This window comes from Microbacterium sp. Leaf151, assembly GCF_001424225.1.
Lineage (GTDB): Bacteria > Actinomycetota > Actinomycetes > Actinomycetales > Microbacteriaceae > Microbacterium.
The window spans coordinates 131,443-147,959 of the sequence record NZ_LMOR01000003.1 but is presented as its reverse complement, the minus strand read 5'-3'; the positions used below and the strand labels follow the sequence as shown (position 1 = coordinate 147,959).

The 16,517-nt window shown below is 68.7% G+C and carries 14 protein-coding genes; 7 read left to right on the top strand and 7 right to left on the bottom strand.

What is annotated here, in order from left to right:
* Positions 1-68: 68 nt before the first annotated feature.
* Positions 69-878 carry a pyridoxamine 5'-phosphate oxidase family protein gene (locus ASF76_RS08235; RefSeq protein WP_082484994.1) on the top strand — a complete coding sequence of 270 codons (810 nt, stop codon included), beginning with the start codon at positions 69-71 and terminating at the stop codon, positions 876-878.
* A gap of 97 nt (positions 879-975) precedes the next feature.
* Here ASF76_RS08235 and ASF76_RS08230 read toward each other — a convergent pair whose 3' ends face one another.
* Positions 976-4,503 carry a bifunctional proline dehydrogenase/L-glutamate gamma-semialdehyde dehydrogenase gene (locus ASF76_RS08230; RefSeq protein ID WP_235561266.1) on the bottom strand — a complete coding sequence of 1,176 codons (3,528 nt, stop codon included), beginning with the start codon at positions 4,501-4,503 and terminating at the stop codon, positions 976-978.
* A 99-nt stretch (positions 4,504-4,602) separates the two neighbouring features.
* Between ASF76_RS08230 and ASF76_RS08225 the strand changes: the two genes are divergently transcribed.
* On the top strand, positions 4,603-5,490 hold the full coding sequence (locus tag ASF76_RS08225) for a LysR family transcriptional regulator (protein WP_055955921.1): 888 nt from the start codon (positions 4,603-4,605) through the stop codon (positions 5,488-5,490).
* Between the two features lie 10 nt (positions 5,491-5,500).
* Here the strand turns inward: ASF76_RS08225 and aztD are convergent, their stop codons facing one another.
* The 4 genes from aztD to aztB all read right to left on the bottom strand — a co-directional run bounded on the left by aztD (position 5,501) and on the right by aztB (position 9,813).
* Positions 5,501-6,724 carry a zinc metallochaperone AztD gene (gene aztD / locus ASF76_RS08220; RefSeq protein WP_055955917.1) on the bottom strand — a complete coding sequence of 408 codons (1,224 nt, stop codon included), beginning with the start codon at positions 6,722-6,724 and terminating at the stop codon, positions 5,501-5,503.
* A 95-nt stretch (positions 6,725-6,819) separates the two neighbouring features.
* Positions 6,820-7,719, bottom strand: coding sequence for a zinc ABC transporter substrate-binding protein AztC (aztC, locus tag ASF76_RS08215; RefSeq protein ID WP_055955914.1), 900 nt, complete (start codon positions 7,717-7,719; stop codon positions 6,820-6,822).
* A 1-nt stretch (position 7,720) separates the two neighbouring features.
* A complete protein-coding gene (locus tag ASF76_RS08210) occupies positions 7,721-8,944 on the bottom strand; it encodes a hypothetical protein (protein ID WP_055955910.1) in 1,224 nt (407 codons plus the stop codon).
* Between the two features lie 14 nt (positions 8,945-8,958).
* A complete protein-coding gene (gene aztB, locus ASF76_RS08205; protein ID WP_055955907.1) occupies positions 8,959-9,813 on the bottom strand; it encodes a zinc ABC transporter permease AztB in 855 nt (284 codons plus the stop codon).
* Positions 9,814-9,868: 55 nt separating this feature from the next.
* Here aztB and aztA point away from each other — a divergent pair, with 55 nt between their 5' ends.
* Positions 9,869-10,549 carry a zinc ABC transporter ATP-binding protein AztA gene (gene aztA / locus ASF76_RS08200; RefSeq protein ID WP_055955903.1) on the top strand — a complete coding sequence of 227 codons (681 nt, stop codon included), beginning with the start codon at positions 9,869-9,871 and terminating at the stop codon, positions 10,547-10,549.
* Here aztA and ASF76_RS08195 read toward each other — a convergent pair.
* Positions 10,521-10,955, bottom strand: coding sequence for a MarR family winged helix-turn-helix transcriptional regulator (locus ASF76_RS08195; RefSeq protein WP_055955900.1), 435 nt, complete (start codon positions 10,953-10,955; stop codon positions 10,521-10,523). The two genes, aztA and ASF76_RS08195, sit on opposite strands and share 29 nt — an antisense overlap.
* Before the next feature lie 141 nt (positions 10,956-11,096).
* On the opposite strand from ASF76_RS08195, the gene ASF76_RS08190 reads away from it, so the two are divergent.
* Together ASF76_RS08190 and ASF76_RS08185 are read left to right on the top strand one after the other, a co-directional pair.
* Positions 11,097-11,465 carry a DUF7882 family protein gene (locus ASF76_RS08190; RefSeq protein WP_055955896.1) on the top strand — a complete coding sequence of 123 codons (369 nt, stop codon included), beginning with the start codon at positions 11,097-11,099 and terminating at the stop codon, positions 11,463-11,465.
* A gap of 119 nt (positions 11,466-11,584) precedes the next feature.
* Entirely contained in the window at positions 11,585-11,932 is a 348-nt protein-coding gene (locus tag ASF76_RS08185) for a hypothetical protein (protein ID WP_055955893.1), read from the top strand.
* Positions 11,933-12,003: 71 nt separating this feature from the next.
* Here the strand turns inward: ASF76_RS08185 and ASF76_RS16690 are convergent, their stop codons facing one another.
* Positions 12,004-13,848: an RNA-guided endonuclease InsQ/TnpB family protein gene (locus ASF76_RS16690; protein ID WP_162240810.1), complete on the bottom strand. Its 1,845-nt coding sequence runs from the start codon at positions 13,846-13,848 to the stop codon at positions 12,004-12,006.
* Between ASF76_RS16690 and ASF76_RS17030 the strand changes: the two genes are divergently transcribed.
* Positions 13,841-14,986: a hypothetical protein gene (locus tag ASF76_RS17030; protein ID WP_156459190.1), complete on the top strand. Its 1,146-nt coding sequence runs from the start codon at positions 13,841-13,843 to the stop codon at positions 14,984-14,986. The two genes, ASF76_RS16690 and ASF76_RS17030, sit on opposite strands and share 8 nt — an antisense overlap.
* A 150-nt stretch (positions 14,987-15,136) precedes the next feature.
* Entirely contained in the window at positions 15,137-16,327 is a 1,191-nt protein-coding gene (locus ASF76_RS08170; protein WP_055955884.1) for a Shedu immune nuclease family protein, read from the top strand.
* Positions 16,328-16,517 lie beyond the last annotated feature (190 nt).

The following is a 16,517-nucleotide window of genomic DNA, read 5'->3' as shown; positions in this document are numbered from 1 at the left end:
CACTGGTCCACAAGAACGCGCGAGAAGCGGACTACGTCATGGTCCAGCAAAACGGATGCAATCGGATCATGACCGATGTACCCGTCGCTGGACAGCCCCTGACCGACCCGCCGAACCCGCAAGCGCGCCACGCCGACGTCGGTCGGGCCGACCGCCCCCACGCCGATCCGTCTCCCACCGACCTGCCGCTCACCGACCGGCCCGTCCCCGACCTGCCCCTCACCGCTCTCACCCGCGTCCGCCGCGGCGCACACCACCAGCGCACGGATCGCGCCGCGCTGTACGACGTGATCGACGGCGCGCTGTCGGGAACGCTCGCCATCGTCCGCGACGACCGGCCCGTGGCCCTGCCGATCGGCATCGGCCGCGACGGTGAAGACGTGCTCCTTCACGGCTCGACCGGAAGCGATTTCTTCCGTCGCATCGCCGCCGGCGCCCCGGTCTGCCTGACGGTGACGCACCTGCTGGGCCTGAAGTACGCCCGGTCGCTCTTCGACAGCTCGATGCGCTACCGGTGCGCCGTCGTGCACGGGGTCGCATCCGTCGTCCCCCCGGAGCAGAAGGAGGCCGCGCTCCTCGCGCTGTCGGAGCACCTCATGCCCGGGCGGAGCGAAGACGTGCGCCCGATGACCGCGCGCGAGATCGCGGCGACCATGGTCCTGCGTCTGCCGCTCGCCGAGGCGAGCGTCAAGGACAACGCGGGCTCCCTCGTGGAGGTCGACGACGACGGCGAGGACCGCGGGGTGTGGGCGGGCATGCTGCCGCTGCGGATCGTCGCGGGCGCGCCGGTGACCTCACCGCAGACCGACCCGAACACTTCCGTGCCGGATTCGGTGCGCCGGGCCGCACAGCGTGTCGCCGCGTCGGGAACGGCCTGACCGACCCTGCCCGGCCGAAGACGACGCAGGAACGCCGACGACGAGAACACCGACGGGCGGGGCCGCCCCGAACGAACGGCCCCGCCCGCCACGGTGGTCACCGCGCGACGAGCGGGGGAACCTCGTAGCGACGAGGAGTGCCGAAGCGGTGCGCCGTGATCGACACGGCCTGCTCACGCAGGAACGGCAACAGCTCGACGTGCCCCGCACGGGTGACCGCGCCCGGGTAGACGGCGAGCGAGGGCGAGCCTCCGGTGGCCTCGGCCACCGCGGCCGGTGAGCCGCCGAGCAGCCGGACGCGTCCGCCCGTGCGGGCGATGCGCGCGGCGCGGCGACCCCAGCCGGCGGCGTCCTCGACAGCGGCACGCACGCCGACGCCCTCGAGCCACGCGCGTACCGCGGGCGTCAGTTCGCGCGCAGTGCTGACCGTCACCGGCGACCCCGCCCGCACACCCGCCGCGGTCACCCGCACCAGCGCCGTCTCCGACGCGTCCTCGAGCCGCACGGTCACGGGCACGGCGGCGTAGCGCAGCACGTTCTGCTCCGACTCGAGCCCCGTCACGTCACGGGCGAGCGAGAATTCCGACGTCCACGCGGCAGCGTCGCTGGAGAGGGCGGCTGCCAGCCACTCGCGGTCGCTCGCGGGCACGGCGGCCAGCGCCGGTGCGGCGAAGGCGTCGGTGGACCGCGGCGCCGAAGTCTGGGCATCCGTCCACGTTCCGAACCCGAAGAGGTAGTGCGGGCCGCCGGCCTTCGTCCCCGCCCCCACTGCGGATTTCTTCCACCCGCCGAACGGCTGGCGCTGCACGATCGCACCCGTGGTGCCGCGGTTGACGTAGACGTTGCCCGCCTCGATACGCGCGAGCCACGTGTCGATCTCCACCGCGTCGAGCGCATGCAGGCCCGAGGTGAGGCCGTACTCGATGGCGTTGACGATGTCGATCGCCTCATCCAGGGTCTCGGCGGTCATGATGCCGAGCACGGGTCCGAAGTACTCGGTGCGGTGGAACTCGCTCCCCGGCTGCACGCCCTCGCGGATGCCGGGACGCCACAGCATCCCGTCGTCATCGAGGCGGCGAGGCTCGACGACCCAGCGCTGGCCGGGCTCGAGCGAGGTGAGGGCCTGGAGAAGCTTCCCCTGGGCCGGCTCGATCAGCGGACCGACACGGGAGGCCTCGTCCCACGGCATCCCGACTTCGAGCGAGGTGACCGCGTCGACGAGCTGGTCGCGGAAGCGACGCGAGCGTGCGACCGAGCCGACGAGCACGACGAGGGATGCCGCCGAGCACTTCTGGCCGGCGTGGCCGAAGGCCGACATCGCGACGTCCTTCGCCGCGAGGTCGAGGTCGGCGCTGGGGGTGACGATCACGGCGTTCTTGCCGCTCGTCTCGGCGAGCAGCGGCAGATCGGGGCGGAAGGAGCGGAACAGCTCGGCGGTCTCGTACGCCCCGGTCAACACGACCCGTTCGACGGCGGGGTGGGTGAGCAGCTGACGACCGAGGTCGTTCTCGGACATCTGCACGAGCCTGAGCACCTCGCGGGGCACGCCCGCCTCCCAGAGCGCCTCGACCATCACGGCGCCGGAGCGCTCGGCGAGGCCCGCGGGCTTGATGACCACCGCGGACCCTGCGGCGAGCGCGGCGAGGGTCGAGCCGGCGGGGATCGCGACGGGGAAGTTCCAGGGAGGAGTGACCACCGTCACCCCGACGGGCGTGAAGGTCGCGCCGTCGACGTCGTCGAGCGCGCGCGCCTGCTCGGCGTAGTAGTGCGCGAAGTCGATCGCCTCCGACACCTCGGGGTCGCTCTGCTCGATGACCTTGCCGCACTCGGCACTCATGACCTCGAGCAGATCGGCTCGACGGGCCTCGAGCGCGTCGCCCGCGCGATGGAGGATCTCAGCGCGCTTCGCAGCCCCCAGCTCCCGCCAGCTCACGGCCGCCGTCGCGGCATCCTGGATCAGCGCGTTCAGGGCGCCTTCGTCGGTCACGGTGTGCGCGGCGATGGTCGCGCGACCGAGTTCCGAGCGCTCCATCCGCGCGACGATCGCGCGGGCCCAGTCGCGGTTGGCCGCGATCGCCGGGTCGGAGTCGGGTGTGTTGCGGAACGCATGCGTGGGCGCGGGCTCTGCCGCGGCCGTGCGATCCTGCACGCGGTGGGAGGTCGGAACACCCTCGGGCATGTCGGCGAGGGATGCCAGGAAGCGGTCGCGCTCGCGGGCGAACAGCGCCGCGTGGGTGTCGAGGTCGAACACCGCCGACATGAAGTTCTCGCTCGACGCGCCTTCTTCGAGGCGGCGGATGAGGTACGCGATCGCGACGTCGAACTCCTGCGGGTGCACGACCGGGGTGTACAGCAGGATCGCGCCGACGGTCCGACGCACGACGGCCTGCTGGGCGGTCGCCATGCCGAGCAGCATCTCGACCTCGACGCCGGGCGTGCCCGTCGACGAGGTGACTCCGCGCCGTTCCGCGAGCAGCCACGCGAGGGCGACGTCGAACAGGTTGTGGCCGGCCACGCCGATCCGCACGTTCGCGGTGCGCTCGGGCCGCAGCGCGTAGTCGAGCACCGCCTTGTATGACGCGTCGGTCGCCTGCTTCGACGGCCACGTGGCCAGCGGCCAGTCGTGGACGTCGGCATCCACCCGTTCCATCGGAAGGTTCGCGCCCTTGACGACGCGCACCTTGATCGGCGCGCCCCCGGATGCCACGCGCCGGGCGGTCCACTCCTGCAGGCGGACCATCGCGGCGAGGGCGTCGGGAAGGTAGGCCTGCAGCACGATGCCGGCCTCGACGCCGTGGAACTCGGGCTCGCCGAGCAGCGTCTCGAAGACGGCGAGGGTGAGGTCGAGGTCTTTGAACTCCTCCATGTCGAGGTTCAGGAACGTGCCGGTCTCCTTGGCCACCCGGTAGAGCGGGCGCAGGGCCGCGACGGCGTCGGCGACGGCGGCGTCGAAGGCCCACGGCGTGTGCGGCGCGACGGTGGACGACACCTTGATCGAGACGTAGTCCACGTCGGCGCGCGCGAGCAGCTTGCGCGTTCCGGCGAGCCTGCGCGCGGCCTCCTTCTTGCCGAGGATCGCCTCACCGAGCAGGTTCACGTTGAGACGGATGCCGTCTCCTCGGCCGCGGATCGAGGTGATGGCGTCGCCGAGCTTGCGGTCGCTGGCGTCGACGATGAGATGGCGCACCATCGAGCGCAGCGCCGTGCGGGCGGCGGGCACGACGACTCGCGGAAGGATCGGCGCGGCGAAGGCGCCGAGACGGATCGCAGCTTTCAGGTGCAGCGGCAGGAAGCCGGGGATGAGGGGGGTGAGGGCGGCGAGATTGCGCGCGGCGACTCGCACATCGTCAGGGCGCACGACACCGTCGACGAACCCCACCGTGAAGTCGAGGCCGTGCGGGTCGCGCAGCACCCCGGCCAGGCGCTCGGCGGAGACGTCGACCGGCTCTTCCCTGCTTTCGGCGAGCCAGCGGCGCACGAGGGCGATGGCCTCGTCGGCCAGCGCGGCGGGCGCGACCAGCTCGACGGGCGAAATCTGCTCGTCGGGCGTGACATGCCCGGCGGGGGTGACATGCCCGGCGGGGGTGGTGACGGATGCGACGGGAGATGCGTCAGTGAGCGACATGGCGATCCTTCCTCGGATGCCCTCAGCATGCGGCCCGCATCCCGTCAGGAAAAGCGATGATTGATGACGGGTTATGTTCGACAGGATCGAAGGGATGCCATGTTCGACCTCCGCCGTCTGCGCCTGCTGCACGAACTGTCGATGCGCGGCACCCTCGCCGCCGTCGCCGACGCTCTCTCGTACAGTCCGTCGACGATCTCGCAGCAGCTCTCGTTGCTCGAGCGCGAAGCGGGCGTGCCTCTTCTCGAGCCCGACGGCCGGCGCCTCCGGTTGACCGCTCAGGGCGCGGCCCTCGCCGCGCACGCCGCGCGAATGCTCGACGCCGACGAGGCGGCGCGCGCCGAGCTCGAACGCCTCCGCCCCTCGCTCGCGCCGGTGCGCGTCGCGGTGATGCAGTCCGCCGCACACGGCCTGCTCCCCCGTGCCCTCGACGCCCTCGCCGAGAGCGAGCCGCTGCTGCGCATCGAGGTGGCCGAACTCGCCCCGGAAGAGGGGCTGTTCGAGGTCGCGGCGCGCGGCTTCGACCTCGCCGTCGCCGAGCAGTACCCCGGTCATACGCGCGAGCACCGCGACGGCATCGAGCGGAGCCTGTTGGGGCGGGATGCCATCCACCTCGCCGTCGCGCACGGCGATCCCGCCGAGACCCTCGCCGATCTCCGCGATCGCGCATGGGTGATGGAACCCGTGGGCACCGCCGCCCGACAATGGGCGACCCAGCAGTGCCGGGCCGCGGGCTTCGAACCCGACGTGCGCTTCGAGATGGCCGACCTGACCGCGCACGTGCGGCTGGTGGCATCCGGTCACGCGGTCGGAATGATCCCCGACCTCGTCTTCGCCGGGGGCACTCCACCGGTGCGGCTGGTCGATCTTCCGGGTGAACCGCGCCGCGAGGTGTTCACCGCGGTGCGCCGCGGAACGGCCGACCGCCCCGGTGTACGCGCGGTGCGCGCGGCACTGCAGGTGGCGTACGACCGGGGCGGTCGGTGAGCGGGGGATCTTACTTGGTGAGCGCGATCTCGTTCGGAGTCTGCTCCAGCGTCGCGCTCTTCACGACCTCGCCGGTGGTCAGATCGACCGCGTGCACGGCGTTCTTCGTCGGCTCCGTGACGTAGGCGATGTCGCCCGACACCTTGATCGCGGGGTGGGCGTCCTGCCACTCGACCGGGCCCTCCCAGGCGTCGATCACGGGGAACGCCTCGGTGAAGGCACCCGACTCGAGGTCGAACACGTGGATGGCGCCGTCGGAGGCGAGGATGTAGCCGAGGTCCTCGGGGCCGCGGGCCAGGTCGCGGAAGGTGTACTCGGCCCCCGCCGGCATGTCGACGATGGTCTGCGTCTTCGCCGCGGTGTCCACCACCGAGACGCGGTGCAGCAAGTAGCCCTCCGCGTCGCGGTCGTCCTTGTAGTCGCCGAGCACCAGCGGGCTGGTCTCACTGACGAACATGTTGCCCGAGCGGCCGTACGGCTGGTCGGGGGCCTCGACCTTGGTGATCACGCCGTCGTCGTAGATGAGGGCGCCGTTGTCGCAGCCGAAGACGACGACCTCGTTCTTCGCGGTGCCCTCGCCGTGCACGCCGGGGCAGGTCGCGTTCTCGGCGACGGTCGCACCCGAAGCGTCCTTGACGACGATCCCCGTGCGGCCGTTCGCGTTGCCGACGGTCGTGACGAACGAGCCGTCCTCGAGCACGATCGACACACCGTGGTGCGCCTCGACGCCGGGGATGGTCTCGACCGCGGGGAGCTCGTCGGTGGATGCCAGCAGGGCGTCGGTGTCGAAAATGGTGGAGTCGCTCGTGCCGTCGGCGTACAGCACCGTCTTGCCGCCGTGCGTGACGACATGGCCGGGCTTGGCGGCCGCGAACACGAGGTCGGTGAGCTGCGGCTCCACGCCGGAGGTGCCGGCATCCAGGACCTGGAAGCCCTCGCTCGTGGTGACCATGACATGGCGGCCGTCACCGGCGGAGTTCAGGCGGGTGAACTCCTCCGACGTGAAGTCGCCGAGGGTCTCGAGGCTCTGACCGTCGAGCACGACGACCCCGCCGGGGTACGACAGGGCGACGCGGGTGCCGGTGTCGGCCGCAGCGGCGGCGCTGGAGGCGGGAGCGGCCGAGCCGGTTCCGGCGCCGCCGGCGCATGCCGAGAGGCCGACCGTGGCCCCGACCGCGAGGGCGAGCAGGCCCGCGCGGCGGAGGCGATCCGCGCGGAAGGAGGAACTGCGCATGTGATTCTCTTTCTGGGTGAGGACCCGCGGCGGTGCGAGGGTCCGGGCGATGACGCGGCGACGGGGTGCGCCGTGTCGGGGCTCTGGCGTCGGGCTCAGGGAGCCAGACCGGATCGGATGCGCTCGGTGTTGACGCGCATCATGGCGAGGTAGTCGGGTGCTCCGCCGTCGGCGTCGGTGAGCGACTCGGTGAACAGCTCGGCCACCGCGACCTGCCGGTCGGCCTCATCGGCGAGCGCCCGCACGAGGCGGTCGGGCGACGACGACTCCGCGAAGATGGTCGGCACACCGGCCCGATCGATCGCCGACACGAGGTCGGCGAGGTCGCTCGTGCTGGGAGCGGCGAGGGTCGTGCCACCGGGGATGACAGCCCCCACCAGACGGAAGTCGAAACGGTCGGCGAGGTAGCCGAAGACGTGGTGGTTGGTCACGAGCGCGCGCCGCTCCGTCGGGATCGCGGCGAAGGCGGCGGTCATCTCGGCATCCAGATCGGTGAGTTCCGCACGGTACGCGGCGGCGTGATCGGCGACAGCGGCACCGCCCACTCCCTCGAGAATCGGCGTGAGGGCGTCGACGACGGCGATCATCTGTGCGGGATCCGTCCAGAAGTGCGGATCGTCGGCACCTCCGGCGTCGGTCGAGGTGTACGGAAGCACGGTGACGGCGGCCCCCGCGACGAAGGTGGGGACCCCCTCGGATTCCGCGGCATCGAGGTGCTGCTGCAGTCCCTCCTCGAGGCCGATGCCGTTGGCCACCAGCAGGTCGGCGGAGCGCATGCGGGCGGCCTCGGCGGCGGAGATCTCGAACGAGTGCGGGTCGGCGCCGGGACGCATGAGCGTCATCACCTCGACGTCGTCGCCGACGAGGTTCGACACGACGTCGCCCAGGATGTTCGTCGTCACCACGACGAGCGGGCGATCGGATGCCACGCCGCCCGCGCAGCCGGTGAGGGTGAGCACGGCGGCCGTGAGCGCGACGGCCAGGAATTTCTTCATGTCAGCGCCCCGTTTCGGCGACGAAGAGCGGCGTGCGCTCGGGCGTGAACTCGCGGGCGATGCGTGCGCCGTCGGCGAAGTCGAGTTCCCACATGCGGCCCTCGGCGGATCCGCTGAGGTAGGCGCGCTGCTGGTCGGCGATGAGACTGACCGGCTGTCCCTGCGCCAGGCTCGCGCTCACGAGCGGAGCGGATGCCGCTCGCAGCGCACCGGTCCCGCCATCGAGCACCAGCATTCGACCGTCGGCGGTGAGGGCGAGCAGGTTCGCGTCCTTGTCGTCGACCGCCGTGACCTGCACGACCGGCTCGGCCGTCGGCAGAAGCGTCCACGATCGCTCTCGCGTGTCGAGCATCCACACCCCGACCCCCTCGGCGACCGCTGCGACCGTCGGCCGCCCCTCGCGATTCGCGAACGCGGTGGCGCGCGGCGCGGTCGCGCCCACGGGGTACGGGATGCGCTCGACGACGGGCTGCTCGTCGGCGACGGTGATGAGGAGGGCGGAGTCTTGGCATCCGATCACCGCACCGACGCGGGTGGTGATGGTGCCGGCGGGGTCCGTGCAGGCGGCGGCCTCGCCGACCGCGGTGCCGTCGGTCGCGTGCAGCGTCACCTCGCCACCCGCAGCGACCGCGGCGAACGAGCCCGCAGGCACGACGAGCCCCGCGCCGGGAACGGTCTGCAGCCGGAACGTCTCGACGATCTCCCCCGTCGACAGCGCCTCGGTGTCGAGAAGAACGGCCTCACCCGATCCGGGGAAGAAGAGCCCCGTGCCGCCGGTGGTCGATGAGTTCGACGTCGCCACGGTCGCGATCCCCTCACCCTCGACGTCGCCGAGGATGCGCGCCTCGGCGCGGTAATAGTGGAAGTGGTCGACGTGATCCCAGGTCCACACCCCGCTGTCGACGACCGAGACCCCGGACTCGTCGGCCGCGAACAGGTAGCGCCCGTCCGAATGCATCGTGAGCGGAGCGCGCACGGCGCCGAGATCGGCCGTGGTCTCCTCGAGCAGGTCGAGGTGCGACACGTGTCCCTCACCATCGATCGAGGTGAGGCCGACGGCGGGTTCGGCGAGCTCCGCGGCGCCGGCGATCTCACCGTGGGTGTCGGGCGAGGGGTCGGTGGGCATGTCGCCGGCGGGAGACGCGGGAGCGGCGCAACCGGCGAGAGCGACGAGGAGCAGCGCCCCCAGAGGAGCGAGCCGCCGAGGGGAAGCGGGATGGGGCATGAGGACTTTCCAGGTCAGGCGGGAAGAAGGACAGGGGATGCCGTGCGGCCCCGCACGGCGTCACGACTTGCGCGAAGGGCCCACGAGGCGCCCGCTGCGCCGATGGCGCTGGCCGCGATCGTGGCGCCGGCGGCGGTTGCGGCGTGCCAGGAGATGAGGAGTCCCGCCGCGACCGCCGCGGCACCGATGGCGGCGGCGAGCACCATGGTCGTCGGGATGCGGTGCGTCCACTGCCGCGCGGCGACCGCGGGGGCGACCAGCAGCCCGACCACCAGCAGGGATCCGACCGCCTGATACGACGCGACGACGGCGAGGGTCACGAGACCGACCAGCACCGTCTGCGCGACGCGCGGACCAAGCCCCAGCACGCGCGCGACACGCTCGTCGATCGCGAGCGCGACGAGCGCGCGGTGCGCCGTGACGGCCGCGGTGAGGCCGACGACCACGGCGACGGCGAGGACGACGAGGTCCCCCGCCCCGATGGCCAGGATATCGCCGAACAGGATGGCCGTGGCATCCGTCGCGAAGCTCCCGGCGTGCGAGATGACGATGACTCCGAGCGCGAGCATGCCGACGAACAGCAGGCCGATGCTCGTGTCGTACGACAGCTTCGCGCGCCGTTGCAGCGCCCCGATGCCGAGGCTCATGACCACGGCGCTCACCGCGGCTCCGAGCAGCACCGGCAGGCCCATCACGGTCGCGAGGGCGACGCCGGGGAGCATGCCGTGCGCCAGTGCCTCGCCGAGGAACGCCATCCCTCGCACGATCACCCAGGTGCCGGCGATCGCGCACAGGATCGCCACGAGAACGCCGCCGAGCAGCGCGCGCTGCACGAACTCGAGCGAGAAGGGATCGAAGAGCCAGGTCACGATGCCCGACCGTAGCGAGAATGAGAATGATTCTCAAACTCGTATAGTGGATGCCATGCCCCCCTCAGCCATCGTCGCGCGCGCCCTCCGAGTCGATTTGCGCGGCACCCTCGCGCTCGACGGCGTCGACGTCGACATCGTCGCAGGGTCGCTGACGGTCATCGTCGGCCCGAACGGCGCGGGAAAGTCGACACTGCTCGAGGTGCTCGCCGGTGCGCGGGAGCCGTCTTCCGGCTCCGTCGAGGTAGGCCGGCACTCCCGCGCCTTCGTGCCTCAACGTGCGGCCGTGTCGGAACACCTGCCCCTCACCGTGCGCGACATCGTGTCGGTCGGCGCCTGGGGACATGCGGGAGCCATCCGTCGTCTCGACACATCCGACCGTGTCGCGATCGAGACGGCGATGCAGCGACTCGACATCGCACCTCTAGCGCGGCACCCTTTCGCCTCGCTGTCAGGTGGCCAGCGTCAGCGCGCGCTCCTCGCACAGGGACTTGCCCGGACGGCCGGCATCCTGCTGCTCGACGAACCCACGACCGGCCTGGATGCAGCGAGCGCGGAACGCAATCGAGACGCGATCGCCCATGAACTCGCCCGCGGTGCCACCGTGGTGTGCGTCAGCCATGACGATCGGTTGATCTCCGACGCCGGTCGCGTGGTGGAACTCGACGCGGGGCGCGTGCGCACCGCACACCCTTCGCCCGACGTCGTCAGAGCCGCACGCGCACCCGTTCGGTGACGCGCACGAGGATCTCAGCGGCGGCGCGGGCGACCTCGGCGGGTTCGGCGCGCACGGCCGACTCCACCTCTCGCGGGAAGCGGCGAAGCGCCGCCCACGGCTCCGAGTCGAGATCGACTTCGAGATGGATGTGATTCACACGACGATCGTCGGCGTCGAGCTCGCGACGCAGGAGCCCGCGGCCGATGAGGCGGTCGACGAGGGTGGTCACGCCGGCAGCGGTGACCCCCAGGCGCCCCCGCAGATCGGAGGGACGGATGCCGGGCTCGCCTGCGATGTGCGACATCGCCGCCGCCTCGAGCTCACTGACCGACAGATCGCGGCGGGCCTTGGCTACAGCCTCATCACGAGCGGTCACGTAGTCGTCGAGTGCGGTCATCAACGCCGAGGTGTGCGACAACGTCATCCCTCTCCTCAGCGTGGTCCGGCCGACCACTACCCCCACCATAGTGAAGAAAGTGAACATTTCATGAAAATAATTAAGTTGGTGAAATACGTGCTAGTTTAATTTTTAGCCGACCCCCCATTCACGACCGAAGGAGACCCAATGGCCACTCTGTTCTACGGTTCCGACGTAGCGCCTATCTCGCTTCCGGACCGCCTGATGGGATACATCAAGGTCATCGCCTCGACGAAGCTCCGCCGCGGCGAATCGTTCACCTTCACCTGGACCGGCACCGCGGGCGAGCCCGGACGCTCCACCATCTGGCTCCAGCCGGCGATCCCCCTCCGCTTCGTCTTCGAATCCACCGAGCCGGAGCAGCTCGTCGGCGACTATCTGCGCGCCCTGGCCGACCAGGCCAACGCCGCGTCAGGTCTCGTCATCGATGTGCGCACGTGGGAGTCCGCCGAAGAGGCGGCACACTCTCCGGTGCACGCTGCTCGCGCTGCCGGACGCCCGGTCCGCGCCGCCTGAGCGCGACCACCACGCTCGCGCGATCGCACCGCGTGAGCTCGATTTTGGCCTCGGTCCAATCTCCTCCGTCATAATGTGAGGGGACGCGTGATATTCACGCGCATGGATCGGAGAGAGCCGTGCCGGTACGAAGCCTTCTGAACAAGGACCTCCTCGAGGACTGGCTGGCTCAGTTTCGCGGTCTCGGCTACCTGACCGGCAGCGACATCCGACTCCTCGGGCAGGAAGACGAGACGGATCCCGACTCGGGCCTGATCGTCGTCGATCTCAGCGGCGCGAAGACCGTCACCTACCTGCAGCCCATCTCCGGAGGGGGCGGCGCCTGGAAGGCGACGATGGAGGCGCGCGACGCCACCATCGAGCTCGACGCCGTCGAACTGGTCAATCTCGGGAACGAGGTGGTCGTGCTCGCCGCACTGGTGTCGTTCCTCGAGGTGAGGTCGAAGGCATTGCTCTCCGGCGTCTGAGCAATCGCAAACACAACGAGAAAGGGCACCCGATCGGGTGCCCTTTTCTGATGGTGGTGAGTTCGGGTTTCTCATTCAGCCCTGGATTTCCGCGGGAGTTCAGAAGCCTTCACGGGACGATTCCTCTGGAATCCTCTCGCTATTCCTCCGGCATCCCCCGCGACCCCTTGAGCCGCCTGCGAAGTGACGGTTCTCGCGCCACGGTTCCGAACATGCTTACGCCGCAGCGCTGAACGCCGCGACCGCCGTCTCCGGGCGAGCAGCTTTCGCTCCCACCCGGTCCGGCCGTTACTCGCTTCGCACGGGGTGGTGTCCCTTGGGGGCGCCATGTGCTGGCCCACACCCCATCCACGAGCGTTTAGCCTCTCCGCTAGCCCAGCGGCGAGGTCGAGCGCCGTGAGGTCCTCTGCGGCAAGCGCCGCGACCTGGTAGGCGTACTCGAGGTGGTTGACTGCAGCGTTGACGTCGCGGTCGTGAGTTGCCCCGCACTCGGGGCACGTCCACGAACGGACTCGCAGCGGCTTGGGGCCGTCAACGGTTCCGCAGGCGGAGCACTTGCGGCTGCCAGGGAAGAACCTCGGCAGCACGATGAGGTCACGGCCACGTTTGACCGAGCCCTCCTGGAGCGCCCGGAGGAAGATCCCCCAGGCGGTGTCATACACGGACTTGCCGACCTTTGACTGACCTAAGCCTGCGATGTTCAGCGTCTCGACAACGATCCCTTGGTTCTCGCGGATCAGTTGAGCGGCTTCCCGGCGGGCGAAGTGCTCGCGCTGGTTGGCGATGTGGGTGTGCAGGCGAGCGACTCGACGCCGCTGCTTGTCCCACCGTTTCGAAGCCTTGCGGCCACGTGTGGGGCCCTGCATGCGCGCAAGGTCACGCTGCATGTGGGCGAGCTTTCGTTCCTGCTTCAGAAGGAAGCGGGGGTTGTCGATCTTCTCGAAGCGCCCGTCGCTGTACGCGATGGTGGCGAAGTGGGTCAGACCGAGGTCAACACCGGCGACGCGGCCGGGGTTTTGGGGTTTCGTGAGCGCGAGCGCCTCGCGGACGACAAAAGAAACCCACCAGCGGCCGTCTGGGGTGAGGACCACCGTCGCCGTCGTGGGGTCAGAGGGCAGGGGTCGTGACCAGCGCACGCCGACGGTACCGATGTGCTTGCCCAGGTGAAGGCGCCCGCCCGTTCGGCCGGTGTTCTGCCATCCGCCTGCGATCCGGAATGCCCCATCGCTGAGGCTGACGCTGCCCCCGTGGGACTTCTTCCTCATCTGAGGGGCGGCGACCTTCGGTCCGCGCCGTTGTCCGGCGAGCGAGGAAAGATGATTCTGTTGCGCGCGCTGTGCGTCTCGTAGCGCCGCGGACAGGACCGCGTGCGGCACCGCTGCCAACCACGGCAACCGGCTGCGCGGCTCGGCGATGATTGCGTTCGACTGCCCCGCGAGCGCTGGGTACTTCCCAGTTTCCCGGCGGTGGTCGCGCGCGAATGCCACTGCAGAGTTGTAGACGTAGCGAGCGGCACCGATGGTCCTTCGCAGTGCACGGCCGACCACGGGGTCGGGCAGGATCTCATACCGGTACCGGACAACGCGGGTGAGCTGGCCGGCGAGTGCTTCGTCCGATGCGGCGCGACGCTCGGCGCGGGTGGACTGTCCCTGCTTTGGTTCGCCGAGTACCGCGATGCTGCACCGCCGGCAACGGCAGTTCCAGTAGGAGTATCCCGACGGCTTCCCGTGGGCATCCTCCGGCATACCCGCTGCGAGCCGCGCTGCTCGTCGCGCCCCCTGGGCTGCTGTGTTTGCAGCCTTGCAGGGATTGCAGACCGGGCGGCAAAGCCGGTAGGCCCGGGTCGTGCCGTGGTCGTAGCCATCGGGGAGGTTCATACCTCCTTTATGCGCGGTGTCGACGATCACGATGACCATGTACGCGGCGCGTTCGAATTCCGGGGAGAACGGCATCATGCACGCGGATCCAGCGATAGGTTCCGAGCATGCAGTTTCGTCAGGTCACGGCCGCATGAGCTCACCGGCACCCGAGAGTAGCCGGTCATGGCGCCTCGGCAGCGCAGATTCGTCGTCGCTGACCGTGCATCTGCGGCTAGCGGCGATGACGGCGGCCAACGAGGCCCTCCGTAAGTTCGGCGACACCTCCCCGCCTGCCGCGCTTTGGGCAGCAACGGCGGCCGGCGTGGCCGTCGAGACCGCACTCAAACTCTGTCTCGCTACGGCGAACCCCGCGTTTATCGCCGCCAACGTCGACAGCGGCATCCGCTTGGATGTGCGCGCAGACGAACCTCTCGACACAATTCGCACGCTGACCGGCCAGGAAGCCGCTAGAGCAGTTCGCCTCCTTCACCCACACCACCCATCCGGGCTTAGCGGGCGCCATGTCGACCTCGTGCTTGGGCTGCGGAACGCAGCCGCCCACCTTGGTTATGTCGATCCGGAACACACGTCAGAAGGGATGCAGGCCATGGTGGTCGTCGTACAGGCATGCCTGAAACTCATTGACGAGGACCCCGAGGACTTCTGGGACGACGAGAACGCCACACTGCTCGAGTACCTCGAAGCGGAAGAGACAGAGCGCACGCAACTCGACCTTGAACTGCGGAAAGCCGAGGCTCACCGCCGATACGATCAGCGTATTGCGGACATTCCCGCCGCGCAGGTCGAGCAGGTTCGCGCAGTCCTTGCCGCGCCGGTTCTTCGCGTAATCTCCCCGCCCGAAGTGGTTGTGCACCCGTGCCCCGTCTGCTATTCGGCAGGAGCGCTATTCCGTTACGTCACTGACTCCGACACCGACTTCACCGGCAGCCAGTATCCTGACAACCACCCCCGCGGCGAACGTTTCGCCTATCCAGACCTCTTCGAATGCTCCGTCTGCGGCTTGTCGCTCACAGACAGCGAGATGGAGCTCGACGGACATTTTGATGACGTCCTTGAAGAGGAAGTGGAGCCGTCGGAGGGGTTCTGGCGAGCGTTGCAGGATTGGAAGTACGACCAGGAGCAGGAGCGAGCTCTTGAACAGTCTCAGCTACTCATTTATGAGGAGTTGGACTAAGATACGCGCGCAACCGCGCGACACAGACTGCGCTGGAAATGGAGCTCGCACGGTTATCGAACGCGGGCGCGATTCTATCGCGCAATAGGACTCCACGCCTTCTGAATGCCGAGGTATTCTGTTGCCGAATACAAAGACAAGGGTTTCTGAATGTCGTTCGCCGAATGGATCAAGCAGATCGACGATCTGCACACCTGGGACATGTCGAAGGGGGACCTCACGACCCTCGAGATTCGACCCGGGACCGACGCGTTCCACTACTTTTACGACCCGCTCGAAAACCGCCTCATCAAAGACTTTCTCCTCGATGACCGCCCTCGAGTTTCTCTTCATTGCGAAGTTCGCCTGATTGACCACGGAGGGAAGTATTCTCCGCGGGTTCGTCTGTGGAAACGCGATAGAAGCAAGAAAGCCACCCAACTGTGGGAAACCGGCGAAATTCCTGGCAGCCACATCGTGAAAGCGCTCGTCGATACCGGAGATGGTCACGAGCATTTCCTCACCCTCATGGCTTACCTTGTGGAACTGTCTGGGGTGACCGTCGGCGACCGGGCAGTTCGAGTGGTCGATGCGACGGATGCTGACATTGTCAGTGCGCTCCGGGCTCGCAGCCGAGCCGACGTCGTTCCAATGATCGAGTCCGTACTGGACTCGCCCCTAAACGGCGCCGAAATCGCCGCACTCAGCGGGCGGAAGAGTGACCTTGAGGAGTTCGAGACGCTACTGACGGACAACGCGCATTTCGAGCGAGAGGCCGCCGATGGCTCGCGCGAAGCTGTCTGGCAGCGCTTCTTTGAGAGAGCGACGTGGATCTTCGGCTACGGCTTGAACCTTGTTTCCCACGCAGCGATGGACGACGGCAAGCTCGAGAGAATCACCGTAGGGAACAACATCTTCACCGGCGCTGGCAAGCGTAGTGACGCGATCATGAGGACACGAGCACTCATCAGCACCCTTCTATTCTGCGAGATCAAAAAACACGACACACCCCTCCTCTCCCCGGGCCGTCCCTATCGTGAGCCGGACGTATACTCGCCATCCGCCGAATTGGTTGGAGGTACGGCTCAACTACAGAAAACCGTCCGCAAGGCGTACAGACTCATGATCAACCAGGTCGAGAAGCATACGACTCCGGACGGAACCCCCACAGGGCTCGACTTCTCGACCACTCGCCCGCGACAAGTCCTGCTGGTCGGGAGTCTCGACGAGTTCCGTACCGATGCAGGCGTCAACGCAGAGAAGATGGAGTCCTTCGAGTTATACCGAAGGGCTCAGGCAGAAGTCGAAATCATCACCTTCGATGAGCTACTAGAGCGTGCACGTTTCATTGTGGCCGGGTGACCATGCAGCCCCTTCTCGAGACTGTGGGGAAGTTCAGCCTCTCCCCAATCCCATACGGGACGACGGGTCGCAGAGGCGGGCTTCCAACATTCCCCACGTCAGGCCGCGCTGTTTTCCACTACGTTCCGCGGATCGTCGAGCTCCCGCGCATCTGAACTTCTGCACGCTTGCCAACCACCGTTCGGCTGAC

Coding starts and splice junctions, on each gene's coding strand:
- ASF76_RS08210 (WP_055955910.1), bottom strand. CDS start 8,944: ATGCCCCATCCCGCTTCCCCTCGGCGGCTCGCTCCTCTGGGGGCGCTG.
- ASF76_RS16690 (WP_162240810.1), bottom strand. CDS start 13,848: ATGGTCATCGTGATCGTCGACACCGCGCATAAAGGAGGTATGAACCTC.
- ASF76_RS08195 (WP_055955900.1), bottom strand. CDS start 10,955: ATGACGTTGTCGCACACCTCGGCGTTGATGACCGCACTCGACGACTAC.
- ASF76_RS17030 (WP_156459190.1), top strand. CDS start 13,841: ATGACCATGTACGCGGCGCGTTCGAATTCCGGGGAGAACGGCATCATG.
- ASF76_RS08230 (WP_235561266.1), bottom strand. CDS start 4,503: ATGTCGCTCACTGACGCATCTCCCGTCGCATCCGTCACCACCCCCGCC.
- ASF76_RS08235 (WP_082484994.1), top strand. CDS start 69: ATGACCGATGTACCCGTCGCTGGACAGCCCCTGACCGACCCGCCGAAC.
- aztA (WP_055955903.1), top strand. CDS start 9,869: ATGCCCCCCTCAGCCATCGTCGCGCGCGCCCTCCGAGTCGATTTGCGC.
- aztC (WP_055955914.1), bottom strand. CDS start 7,719: ATGAAGAAATTCCTGGCCGTCGCGCTCACGGCCGCCGTGCTCACCCTC.
- ASF76_RS08170 (WP_055955884.1), top strand. CDS start 15,137: ATGTCGTTCGCCGAATGGATCAAGCAGATCGACGATCTGCACACCTGG.
- aztD (WP_055955917.1), bottom strand. CDS start 6,724: ATGCGCAGTTCCTCCTTCCGCGCGGATCGCCTCCGCCGCGCGGGCCTG.
- ASF76_RS08190 (WP_055955896.1), top strand. CDS start 11,097: ATGGCCACTCTGTTCTACGGTTCCGACGTAGCGCCTATCTCGCTTCCG.
- ASF76_RS08225 (WP_055955921.1), top strand. CDS start 4,603: ATGTTCGACCTCCGCCGTCTGCGCCTGCTGCACGAACTGTCGATGCGC.